We start from the raw sequence: 12,199 nt of genomic DNA, 5'->3' as shown, positions 1-12,199 counted from the left end.
TGAAAACGCTTCATCCCTACAAAAACAACAACAGAGGAAGTCCCATGCAAGTGCAACGTCAACCGAAACAACCCCTGTCGAAACTGCTGTTGGCGATCAGCGCCGCCATGCTGATCGGCTCAATCCTGTCCCCGTCGGCCATGGCCGAAACATCGACCACCGCGACGACCACGCCCATGCAATGTGCAACCGAAACCACCCCGCGCTACACCAAGACCGCCACCGGTTATCTGATGGTCCTGCGCATGGGCGACAACGCCTTCAAGGAACTGACCAAACTGGCCATCGCCGAAAAAATCCCCAGCGCCTCGATCAGCGGCATCGGTTTCGGCAACGTGAAATTCGGGTTCTGGAACAAGGATAAAAAGGACTTCGACGCCAAGACCTTCAGCAATGTCGAGATGGCCAGCATCACCGGCTCCGTGGCCTGGAAGAACGAACAACCTTCGATTCACATGCATGGCGTCGCCGGCGACAGCACGTTCCAGGCCTACGGCGGCCACATCCTCGACTTCGAAGTGACCACCGGCTCGATGGAAATCACCGTCATCGTGCACCCCCGTCGCCTGGAGCGCGGGATCGATCCGTGCATCGGCGCCAATGTCCTGGGTATCTGACCCCGACCGCCTGCCTCTCCCACCGCAACGGTGGGAGCTCCCCACTTCCAACGATAAAAAACGGGCGACATACATGAGCAGTAAATACATAGCGGCAACCCTGGCGCTGGGCGGCATCGTGCTCGGTAACCAGGCACAGGCGGATTTTTTGGGTGACAGCAAAGCCACCCTGGGCCTGAAGAATTTCTACTTCAACAACGACAACCGCGACGGCACCGCCGCCCCTTCGAAAACCGAAGAATGGGCGCAGGGTTTCCTGCTGGACTACAAGTCGGGTTACACCGACGGCCAGGTCGGTTTCGGCGTCGACGCGCTGGGACTGATGGGGGTGACCCTGGACAGTGGCAAGGGGCGCCACGTCGGCAGCAGCATGATTCCCTCGGACAGCGATAACAGCGCCGTCGACGAGTGGAGTCGCCTGGGCCTGACCGGCAAGGTCAAGGTCTCGAAAACCGAACTGCGCCTGGGCACGTTGATGCCGAAGCTGCCGATCCTGGTGTCGAACGACGGTCGGCTGTTGCCGCAGACCTTTGAAGGCGGCCAGCTGATGTCGAGCGAGTTCAAGGACCTGACCTTGATCGGCGGACGCATCGAACACGCGACAGGCCGGGGTTCCAGCGATCAAACCGGACTGGCGGCCACGGGCGGTACGCGGGAGAGCAACCACTTCGACTTCGCCGGCGGCGACTGGAAAGTGACCAGGGACCTGACCGCACAGTATTACTACGCACACCTGGACGACTACTACACGCAGCAGTTTTTCGGCCTGATCCACACCCTGGCGATCGCCGACAATCAATCGCTGAAAACCGACCTGCGCTACTTCAATACCGATTCATCGGGTGAAAACAGCAGCGGGACGTCCGGCTACCGGATCAGCGGCTACACCCGGGGCAATGACGGCGAAATCGACAACCGCACCTGGAGCGCCGCGCTGATTTACACCCTGGGCGCCCACGCTTTCACCGCCGGTTATCAAAGCGTGTCCAGCGGCAGCGGCTTCACCCAGCTCAACCAGGGTGGCCTGCCGGACAAGGGTGCCGGCGGCGCCAGCCTGTACCTGTACACCGACCGTCTGATCCAGACCTTCACCCGCGCGGGCGAGCGCACCGCGTTCGGCCAATACGCCTACGACTTCGCGGCACTCGGCTTGCCGGGCCTGAAGGCCTCGGTCATCTACCTCAGCGGCGACAACATCAAGACTGCCAGCGGTTCGACTCAGAAGGAATGGGAGCGAGACATCAGCCTCGATTACACCTTGCAGTCCGGCCCGCTCAAGGGGGTTGGATTCGGCTGGCGCAATGGTGAGTCCCACAGCCAGGCGTCTCGGGATCAGGACCAGAATCGCTTGATCGTCAGCTACAGCATTCCACTGCTCTGACTCGACCCGACAAGCAATACCTGTGGGCGCGAGCCGGCTCCGGGCGGCGTTCCGACGAAGACGGCATCACATTCAACATTTTTGTTGCCTGACACTCGGCGTTCGCGAGCAGGCTCGCTCCCACAGAAGCTAGCAGTTGAGCCATTAATCGCTTATTTCGGCATTGTCATAAAAGCGTACGATAATCAACTCGATTCACTGCTGGAGGGATGCCGGCTTCATGAAGACTATTTGCAGCGTGAGGAAACGCCATGTCCCTGAATGCGCTGTTCATCTACTGGCCACTGCTGGCAATCGCCATCGCCACCACCCTGTGCCGCCTGATTCACCAGGCCAAGGCAGCTGATCGGGCACTGGGCATACAACGCCCGTAACGATAGCGCTCAGGTTTGCCCCCTAACCAGATAACGGTGTCGGCACCACTGGTCAGACCGGTCATGCCAATTTTCTCCTTTCCCCTTGTATTCGGCAAAAAACCTGGCCTAAACTGCGCCTGCACTGGACATACCGGTAAGACCACAATAATTAAGTCCTGAATCTGATGCGCCATGCGCACGGCAGCCAGGACACCGACCAGGATTCCTCCCATGCTCAGATGGTGCTCGCGTTCAATCTTCCTTCAAGTGGTTCTCGGACTGGTGCTCGGCATCATCTGCGGGCTGACCCTTCCCGAATACTCTGCACAACTCAAACCCCTCGGCGACGGTTTCATCAAACTGATCAAGATGCTCATCGGCCTGATCGTGTTCTGCGTGGTGGTCAGCGGCATCAGCGGCGCCGGCGACTTGAAGAAAGTCGGACGCATCGGCCTCAAATCGGTGATCTACTTTGAAATACTGACCACCATTGCCCTGGTGATAGGCCTGGTGTTCGCCTTCACCACCGGCATCGGCAGCGGCGCCAATATTCATCTGGATCAGCTGTCCGCCGCCGATATGGGCGACATCGCCCAGCGCGGCCAGCACATGCACACCACCACGCAGTTCCTGATGGACCTGATCCCGACCTCGGTCATCGGTGCTTTCGCCGACAACAACATCCTGCAAGTGCTGCTGTTCTCGGTGCTGTTCGGCAGTGCCCTGAATCTGGTGGGCGAAGCGGCCTCGGGGATTTCCAGGCTGATCAACGAACTCAGCCACGTGATCTTCCGCATCATGGGCATGATCGTGCGCCTGGCGCCGATTGGTGTGTTCGGGGCGATCGCGTTCACCACCAGCAAATATGGCCTGGACTCGCTGCAGCATCTGGGCAGCCTGGTCGGCCTGTTTTACCTGACCTGCGTGGCGTTCGTGGCCTTGATTCTCGGTCTGGTGATGCGCCTGTCCGGCTTGAAGATGTGGCCCTTGCTCAAATACCTGCGCGAAGAATTGCTGATCGTCATGGGCACCGCCTCCTCCGACGCCGTACTGCCGCAAATCATGCGCAAGCTCGAACATCTGGGCATCGGCAGCTCCACGGTGGGCCTGGTCATTCCAACCGGCTACTCGTTCAACCTGGACGGCTTTTCGATCTACCTGACCCTGGCCATCGTCTTCATTGCCAATGCCACCGGCACACCACTGGCGATGACCGACCTGCTGACCATTCTGCTGGTGTCATTGATCACCTCCAAAGGTGCCCACGGGATTCCCGGTTCCGCACTGGTGATTCTGGCGGCAACGCTGACCGCGATTCCGGCCATTCCGGTGGTCGGTCTGGTGCTGGTGCTGGCGGTGGACTGGTTCATGGGCATCGGCCGGGCGCTGACCAACCTGATCGGCAACTGCGTCGCCACGGTGGCCATCGCCCGCTGGGAAAAAGACATCGATATCCAACGGGCAAACAAAGTGCTTTCCGGTCAGGTGGGGTATACCTTCCAGCCGAGAAAACCGGTTGTTCCCGGACATCAGCAGGAATTTTAAACAAACTGTGCCCGCCCCACGGGCGGGCACATTCATCGCGACCTGGAGCGAAATGTGATTACCTCGTCAACCGTCGTCAATTCAGTGGTAGAAAAACTTCGGGCCGCTCTGGCCCGTGGTCAATGGCGCTCCGGCGACATGTTGCCGGGCCAGCGTGAACTGGCCGAGCAACTGGGCATCAGCCGCCCGAGCCTGCGTGAAGCGGTGATCGTGCTGGAAACCCTCGGGCTGGTGCGTTCGATGCCGGGCAAGGGCGTGGTGGTACTGGATGCCCACCCGGACGACAGTCAAAGCCATGACAGCGCGGTGGCCGGCGCGAGCCTCGAAGATGTGCTGCAACTGCGCTACACCCTTGAGCCCTTTATCGTTGGTCTGGTGGCGCAGTCGATCAGCAGCAAGGAAGTGGGGCAACTGCGCCTGACCTTGATGGACATGCGCGAAGCCCTGGAAGCCGGTGACAGTGAAGCCGGGGTCAACGCTTACATCGCGTTCCACGAAGAGCTGTTCACGCTGACCTCCAATCCGATTTTCCAGAGCGTGGTGCAGCAGACCAGCAATGCCCTCAAGCAAAGCGCCGACGTGCTGCGCAACTCGCCCGAGCACCTGGCCGAGCGCCTCGAAGAAAACGAAGCCGTGGTACGCGCCATCCGCAGCAAGAACAGCGCCCAGGCCAGTGCCGAGATGCGCCGGCACATCCTTCGCGAAGGTCAGCGGATGGGCATCGAATTGAACATTCCGGAAGACAACCTCAGCCGTTGAACCCCGAACCTGAAAATTGAAGCTGGAGACAGGCCATGAACAGCGTAGCCTCACCGCAAACTCTTGTTGACCTGCCCTTCCCCATGTCTGCGGGTGATCTCTATTCGCGGGTCTTCGACGCCATTCTTGAGCAGCGCCTCTTGCCCGGCAGTCGCTTTACCGAGGACAGCCTGGGACAGATGTTCGGCGTTCGACGCAGTGAGATTCGCAGCGTGCTGGCGCGCCTGGCCCATCAGCAAATCATCATCCTTCGCACCCATCACCGGCCGCGAGTCGCCGCGCCCGACGCAGAACAAACCCGGCAAACGCTGCACGCCCGACGGCTGGCCGAGATCACGCTGGTGCGGCTGGCCTGTCAGCGCCCCGCCCCCCAGGATTTAGACCGCTTGCGTGCAATCGTCGAACGTGAACGCCAATGCACCGAGCGCGGCCAGGCACTTCGACTATCCACAGACTTTCATCTGGCGTTGGCAGAGTTGGCGGGGAATGCACCCTTGGCGCACTTTCTTGAAGGCCTGGTGCCGCAGACATCGCTGGCGATTGCCCAGATGGATGCGCAGGTCGAGGATTGTTGCGATTGGCGAGCACACGAAGGGATTCTGGAGGCGGTTGAGCGTCGAGATGCGGTAATGGCCGCAACCCTGCTCAGTCGACACCTGGACTATCTCGAGGGGATGTTGCTGAACGCACCGGCAGCGCTGCGCCAAAAGCGCATTGCCCTGTAAACACAAAAAAACAACTGTAGGAGCGAGCTCTGCTCGCGATGCACGCAAGGGCAACGCGTGTATTCAGACAGTACGAGTTATCGTTGACGTCCATCGCGAGCAGAGCTCGCTCCTACAAATACTGCGATCAGTCCGAAATCCGGCTCAACAACACTTCTCCCCGCCTTCGACCGCGAACAGGTGCGGATCAGCACCTGCGGCAGCGGTCAGAAGACGCCGTCAGCTCATTCTGTCAGACGTCGCTAATTCGTAATTTCTCGCCGGTCAGGCCGCGACTTTTTTCGTCCGCTCAGCACATGATGTCAATGTGCCTTCCGCGCACGAAAAAAACCCCTCCCCCCTTCGATTACTAACTGAATTAGTTGACCCAGGAAGACCGGACTATGGAAAGCTGGAAAATCAGGACTCATCTTCTGCTGCTGACCAGTGCTTTACTGCTGGGACTACTCTGTGTCGGCGGCCTTGGACTCAAGGGCATGCAATCGGCCGTACGCAGCCTGGAAACCGTCTACCTCGATCGAGTCGTCCCGTTGCGGGACCTGAAAAAAATCGCCGACCTGTATGCAGTGAACATCGTCGATGCCACTCACAAAGCACGCAATGGCAACTTCACCAAAACGGAATCGCTGAGCCGAATCGAGCAGGCCCAAAAGGAAATCGATCAGACGTGGCAGACCTACAAATCGACGCAACTGATTCCGGCAGAAACGCGGCTTATCGCGCAAATCGACCCACTGATGGACGCCACCCGCGGGCCACTGCAAACCTTGCAGGGCATGCTGCGCCAGAACGACGATGCAGCGCTCGCACGATTCGCCACTGATCAGCTGTATCCATTGATTGACCCCTTGTCAGATAAGTTTTCCGAGTTGATTGAAGTTCAACTGGTGGAAGCCAGAAACCAGTTCGAACTCAACCAGGTCGGCTACACCGCCAATCTTCAACTTTGCCTGCTGATTCTGGCCTTGGCACTGATAGCGGGTGCAGGCTATTCGCTGTTCTTCTCCAGGATGTTGAGTCGCCAGCTCGGCGCTGAACCGGCAGAACTGGCTTCGATCAGTTCGAACATTGCCCAAGGAAACCTGGCTCACACGCTCGGTGATCGACAACGAGCGTCGACGGGTGTGTTGCACTCCGTCCAGGCGATGCGCCACAGCCTGAGCGATATGATCGGCAAGATCAGCCAGGCCTCCGAACAAATCGAAGGGGCCACGCTGCAATTGTCTGCATCATCGGAACAGGGACTGAGCAGCGCCGCACTGCAAAGCGAGACCGCCTCTTCCATGGCAGCCACGGTAGAAGAGCTGTCCGTGAGCATCAATCACATCGCCGACAACGCTCGACAGGCCCAAAGCACTGCACAGAAAGCCGGCGAAATCACCGGTGAAGGCATGGCGGTCATGCACGCCTCCATCGAGGAGATGGGGCAGATTGCCGACCTGGTTGCGCAAAGCTCATCGGACATCGATCAGCTGGCGATTCAGTCAAACGATATCAGCCTGATTGTCGAAGTGATTCGTGGCATCGCTGAACAAACCAACCTCCTTGCCCTGAATGCCGCCATCGAGGCGGCACGCGCCGGTGAACAAGGCCGTGGCTTTGCCGTGGTCGCCGATGAAGTTCGCAGCCTGGCCGCACGCACCGCCCAATCCACCACGGAAATCGTCACCCTGGTCAATGCCATACAAAACGGGATGGTCAAAGCGAAGGACAGCATGTCCGCCGGCTGCGAGCGTGTGACCCATGGCCAGAAACTGGTCGAAAGCGCCGGACAATCCATGAGCAAGATCAAGGGCGCACTGGACGAATCCATTGCGGCCGTCAGTTTCATTTCGTTGTCGCTACAGGAACAACGCGCAGCCAGTGAACAAGTCGCCAGTAACGTCGAACGCGTGGCACAAAGCGTAGAAGAGAACGCTGCCGCCCAGGGCGGGATCGTGCGCACAACCCAGGAGCTCAAGGCCATGTCCGATGGGCTGGGAGGTATTCTGCAGAGGTTCAGCCTGTAACCGGCTCGCGCAGCGTAGAAGCGGACGGAATACAGGGATTAAAAAACCCGGCTTATTCAGCCGGGTTTTTTATTGACTCAACAACACTTCGGCCCCGCCTTGCTGCCGTAACGGGCTTCCTGGCGTTCGCGGAAGAACGCCTCGTAGTCCATCACCGGCTTGTCCGGGTGCTTGCTTTGCATGTGCTCGACGTAGTTGTCGTAGTCGGGCATGCCGACCATCAGGCGCGCGGCCTGACCGAGGTATTTTCCGAGACGACTGAGGTCATTGAACATGCTGCAAACCCTCGATCAAGCTTCTGGCAGTGCCTGGTATGGTGCTTCTTTATCCGTGCGTTCCTTGGTGCTCCAGGCGGCGATACCGACCTTGAGGGCAAAGAACAGGATGCTGAATACCACGAACAGGAACAGTGCGGTCAGTGTGGCGTTGGTGTAGGCGTTGAAGATCACATGCTGCATTTGCGTGATGTCCTTGGCCGGGGCGAGGATCTGACCATTGGCCAGGGCATCGCTGTATTTCTTGGCCAGCGACAGGAAGCCGATCGCCGGGTTGGCGTCGAACAGCTTGATGAAGCCCGCAGTGCTGGTGCAGATCAGCAGCCAAACGGCTGGCAACAAGGTCACCCACACGTAACGCTGGCGCTTCATTTTGATCAGCACCACGGTGCCGAGCATCAGCGCGATACCGGCCAGCATCTGGTTGGAGATGCCGAACAGCGGCCACAGGGTGTTGATGCCACCCAGCGGATCGATCACGCCCTGGTACAACAGGTAACCCCACATGGCCACGCAACCGGCAGTGGCGATCAGGTTGGCGGTCCAGGATTCGGTGCGTTTGAGCGCCGGCACGAAGGAGCCGAGCAAGTCCTGCAGCATGAAACGCCCGGCACGGGTACCGGCGTCGACCGCGGTCAGGATGAACAGCGCTTCGAACAGGATCGCGAAGTGGTACCAGAACGCCATGGTGTTTTCACCCGGCAGGACGTGGTGCAGGATCTGCGCGATACCCACCGCCAGGGTCGGTGCACCGCCGGCCCGGGCCAGGATGGTGGTTTCACCGATGTCCTTGGCCACGGCTTGCAGCGCCTCCGGGGTAATCGCAAAGCCCCAGCTGCTGACAGTCTGGGCAACCGTAACAGCATCGGAACCCACAATGGCCGCAGGGCTGTTCATGGCGAAGTACACGCCCGGATCGATCACCGATGCAGCAACCATGGCCATGATCGCCACGAAAGACTCCATCAGCATGCCGCCGTAACCGATGTAACGGGCATGACCTTCGCTGGCCAGCAATTTCGGCGTGGTGCCGGAAGCGATCAGCGAGTGGAAACCCGACACCGCGCCACAGGCAATGGTGATGAACAGGAACGGGAACATACCGCCCTTCCACACCGGGCCAGTGCCATCGATGAACTGGGTCAGTGCCGGCATTTTCAGCTCGGGCATGGTCACCAGAATGCCGATCGCCAGGGCGACGATGGTGCCGATCTTGAGGAAGGTAGAGAGGTAGTCACGGGGTGCCAGAATCAGCCACACCGGCAGTACCGCTGCGACGAAACCGTAGCCGATCAACATCCAGGTGATCTGGATACCGGTGAAGGTAAAGGCTTTGGCCCACACCGGGTCAGCGGCAATCTGCCCGCCCAGCCAGATCGAGCCCAGCAGCAGGAACACACCGATGATCGAGATTTCACCGATGCGGCCCGGACGGATGTAGCGCATGTAGATGCCCATGAACATCGCGATCGGGACCGTCGCAATGACCGTGAACATGCCCCATGGGCTTTCGGCCAGGGCCTTGACCACGATCAGCGCCAGCACCGCGAGGATGATGATCATGATCAGGAAGCAGCCGAACAACGCGATGGTGCCGGGGATGCGGCCCATTTCTTCGCGGACCATATCGCCCAGGGAGCGACCGTTGCGGCGGGTGGACATGAACAAGACCATGAAGTCCTGCACGGCACCGGCCAGCACCACCCCGGCGATCAACCACAGCGTACCGGGCAGGTAGCCCATCTGCGCCGCCAGGACCGGACCGACCAATGGCCCCGCGCCGGCGATGGCCGCGAAGTGGTGACCGAAGAGGACGTGTTTGTTGGTCGGTACGTAGTCCAGACCATCGTTGTTGAGCACAGCGGGGGTCGCTCGATTGGGGTCGAGCTGCATCACTTTATTGGCGATGAACAGACTGTAGTAGCGGTAGGCAACCAGGTAGATAGCAACGGCTGCGACGACGATCCAGAGGGCGTTGATCGCTTCGCCGCGGCGCAGGGCCACGACACTCAGCGCAATCGCTCCCAGGACGGCCACGGCAAACCAGGCGAGGTGTTTAGCCAGACGGGGCATAGAGGGTCTCCTGCCGACAGCTTGTGACTGCGGCGGTAATTTTTATAATTGTGTCCGCTGTGCGGAGCTGGCCCAATATCCGCGCATGCCGTCCACAAATAAATCCGCGTTACTACGTACGCGCTGTCTACGTAGTTCTACGTAGACGATGCATATATCCCTGTGGGAGCGAGCCTGCTCGCGAAGACGAGGGCACATTCAACATCGATGCTGACTGACCCACCGCTTTCGCGAGCAGGCTCGCTCCCACAGGTTTCGCATTGAAATTCCTCCCACCGGTCATTCCGTCCAGCAGCGCTACTGGGCGAGCCTATGTTTGGCATATGATGCCGGCCTTCGCCTCCTTCGGCCCGACAGGAGCCCAGCAGATGCAGCTCAAACACAAAATCGTCGCGCTCGGGATTCTGCCGCTGGTGTTGGCCATTGCCGTCATCTGCGCCCTGGTGATTTCCCTGAACCGGCAACTGGGTGATCAGCAGGCGCAACTGATCGAAGACAGCATTCTGGCGAGCAAACGCGCGGAACTGAAAAACTACGTGGAAATGGCGCAAAGCCTGATCGAGCCGCTGTACGACGACGGCCACGGTGACGCGCACGCCCAGAAACAAGTGCTGGAGGAACTGCGCAAACTCAGCTTCGGTATCAACGGTTACTTCTTCGTCTACGACCACGAAGGCCGCAGCCTGATGCACGCGCGGCAGTCGGAGCTGGTGGGCAAATACCTGTGGGACATGAAAGACCCGCACGGCCTGCCGGTGATCCAGGCGTTGCTGAAAAGTGCCCAGTCCGGCGAAGGTTTTCAACGGTACGCCTGGAACAAACCCTCCTCCGGCCAGGTGACCGACAAGCTCGCCTACGTGGTGATGCTGGATCGCTGGGGCTGGATGCTGGGTACCGGCATTTATCTTGAAGACGTTGAACGCGCAACCCAGCAGGCCCGTGACGAAGTGGCCATGGGCATCCGCAAGACCATGATGGCGATTGCCGTGGTCGCCCTCGTCGCGGTGCTGTTTGTGTTCGCCACCGGCATGACCCTGAACGTCAGCGAACATCGCCTGGCGGACAAGAAACTGCAGCGTCTGACCCAACGTATCGTCAGCCTGCAAGAGGAAGAACGGTCACGGGTTTCCCGCGAACTGCACGACGGCATCAGCCAGGTGCTGGTGTCGATCAAGTTTCAGTTCGAGCTGGCCAGCCACGTACTGGAGAATGGCCAGGACAAGGGCCTGGGCATATTACGGGACGCCACCGAACGCCTCGGCGAAGCGATTGGCGAGGTCCGCAGCCTGTCCCATGATTTGCGTTCATCGCTGCTCGACACCCTCGGGCTGCCGGCGGCCATCGGTCAACTGGCCGCGGAATTCGAGCAACGCAGCGGGCTGCGGGTGACCTACAACGATAATGAATTCGACTGCCATCTGGTCGATGGCGCGGCGGTGTCCTTGTTCCGCATCGTCCAGGAAGGACTGACCAATATCGAACGGCATGCCCATGCCAGAAACGTTTGCATTACCCTGCACGGATCTGAAGACAACGTGCGCCTGACGCTGGTCGATGACGGTGTTGGTTTCAACGTCGCCCAGGTCGAACGTCGTCACGCGGGCATCGGCCTGCGTAATATCCGTGAACGCGTTGAACATTTTGGCGGCCGGTTCGACCTGATATCGGTACCTGGACGCAGTGAGCTGGACGTTCTGCTGCCCATGAAATGACCCGGCGGCAAACGCTGACGCCTCCCAAAACAACAAGAGTGAATGCCTGCGATGAACCTGCCCTCCCCGATCCGCGTCGCGTTGGTCGACGATCACTCCCTGGTCCGTGACGGAATCAAGGCGCTGCTGGCCGTCATGTCGCCCCTGGAAGTGGTGGGCGAAGCCGAAAACGGCGCCGAGGCGATCGAGATGGTCGGACGCTGCCAACCGGACCTGCTGCTGGTCGACATCAGCCTGCGGGACATGAACGGCCTGGAGCTGACCCGGGTGCTGCGCAGCCGGTATCCGTCGCTCAAGGTGTTGGTGCTGAGCATGTACGATAACTATGAGTACGTGAGTGAATCGGTGCGCTCCGGTGCCAGCGGCTATGTGCTCAAGAATGCGCCCTCACGGGAAATCATCGCGGCCATCGAAGCGATCACCAGCGGCGGCACCTTCTACAGCGCCGAAATCGCCCAGCGGCTGATCGCTGATAAAAGCACCGACAACGAGCTGACACCCCGGGAAAGCCAGGTGCTGTACAAAATGGCCCAAGGGCTCAACAACAAGGAAATGGCCCGGGAACTGGACATCAGCGTGCGCACGGTGGAAACCCATCGCCTGAGCATCCGTCGCAAGCTCAACATCGACAAGCCTGCGGCACTGGTCAAATACGCCATTGATCACGGGATCATTTCCCGTTAGAGCATTTAAACCTGTGGGAGCGAGCCTGCTCGCGAAGGCGATTTATCAATCAACATTGATGGT

General features: G+C 59.5%; 11 protein-coding genes. 9 read left to right on the top strand and 2 right to left on the bottom strand.

Annotated elements, in window-relative coordinates:
- Nucleotides 1-44 precede the first annotated feature (44 nt).
- The 7 genes from ACW9HW_RS13645 (at nucleotide 45) to ACW9HW_RS13615 (ending at nucleotide 7,392) form a co-directional block, all read left to right on the top strand.
- The gene (locus ACW9HW_RS13645) at nucleotides 45-617 is read left to right on the top strand and encodes a PPC domain-containing DNA-binding protein (RefSeq protein WP_095193637.1); all 573 of its coding nucleotides are present in this window, start codon (nucleotides 45-47) and stop codon (nucleotides 615-617) included.
- Between the two features lie 73 nt (nucleotides 618-690).
- Nucleotides 691-1,998 (top strand): OprD family porin, encoded by a 1,308-nt coding sequence (locus ACW9HW_RS13640; RefSeq protein ID WP_457400307.1) that lies wholly within the window; start codon nucleotides 691-693, stop codon nucleotides 1,996-1,998.
- A gap of 251 nt (nucleotides 1,999-2,249) precedes the next feature.
- Complete coding sequence (locus ACW9HW_RS13635) at nucleotides 2,250-2,372, top strand: hypothetical protein (protein ID WP_457400305.1); 123 nt, start codon at nucleotides 2,250-2,252, stop codon at nucleotides 2,370-2,372.
- 213 nt (nucleotides 2,373-2,585) lie between these two features.
- The gene (locus ACW9HW_RS13630; protein WP_095193634.1) at nucleotides 2,586-3,899 is read left to right on the top strand and encodes a C4-dicarboxylate transporter DctA; all 1,314 of its coding nucleotides are present in this window, start codon (nucleotides 2,586-2,588) and stop codon (nucleotides 3,897-3,899) included.
- A gap of 54 nt (nucleotides 3,900-3,953) precedes the next feature.
- On the top strand, nucleotides 3,954-4,658 hold the full coding sequence (locus tag ACW9HW_RS13625; RefSeq protein WP_137805228.1) for a FadR/GntR family transcriptional regulator: 705 nt from the start codon (nucleotides 3,954-3,956) through the stop codon (nucleotides 4,656-4,658).
- 35 nt (nucleotides 4,659-4,693) lie between these two features.
- Nucleotides 4,694-5,383, top strand: a complete 690-nt coding sequence (locus tag ACW9HW_RS13620; protein WP_095193632.1) for a GntR family transcriptional regulator — start codon at nucleotides 4,694-4,696, stop codon at nucleotides 5,381-5,383.
- Nucleotides 5,384-5,766: 383 nt separating this feature from the next.
- A complete protein-coding gene (locus ACW9HW_RS13615; protein WP_095193631.1) occupies nucleotides 5,767-7,392 on the top strand; it encodes a HAMP domain-containing methyl-accepting chemotaxis protein in 1,626 nt (541 codons plus the stop codon).
- 77 nt (nucleotides 7,393-7,469) lie between these two features.
- Here the strand turns inward: ACW9HW_RS13615 and ACW9HW_RS13610 are convergent, their stop codons facing one another.
- Nucleotides 7,470-7,667: a YbdD/YjiX family protein gene (locus ACW9HW_RS13610; protein ID WP_008051268.1), complete on the bottom strand. Its 198-nt coding sequence runs from the start codon at nucleotides 7,665-7,667 to the stop codon at nucleotides 7,470-7,472.
- 15 nt (nucleotides 7,668-7,682) lie between these two features.
- A complete protein-coding gene (locus ACW9HW_RS13605; protein WP_457400302.1) occupies nucleotides 7,683-9,740 on the bottom strand; it encodes a carbon starvation CstA family protein in 2,058 nt (685 codons plus the stop codon).
- A gap of 368 nt (nucleotides 9,741-10,108) precedes the next feature.
- Here ACW9HW_RS13605 and ACW9HW_RS13600 point away from each other — a divergent pair, with 368 nt between their 5' ends.
- Together ACW9HW_RS13600 and ACW9HW_RS13595 are read left to right on the top strand one after the other, a co-directional pair.
- Entirely contained in the window at nucleotides 10,109-11,452 is a 1,344-nt protein-coding gene (locus ACW9HW_RS13600; protein WP_457400300.1) for a cache domain-containing protein, read from the top strand.
- Between the two features lie 51 nt (nucleotides 11,453-11,503).
- Nucleotides 11,504-12,136 (top strand): response regulator, encoded by a 633-nt coding sequence (locus ACW9HW_RS13595; RefSeq protein WP_095193627.1) that lies wholly within the window; start codon nucleotides 11,504-11,506, stop codon nucleotides 12,134-12,136.
- Nucleotides 12,137-12,199: the final 63 nt, after the last annotated feature.

Source organism: Pseudomonas sp. SDO5532_S415 (assembly GCF_054071155.1).
This window is presented reverse-complemented; position numbering and strand designations above follow the sequence as displayed.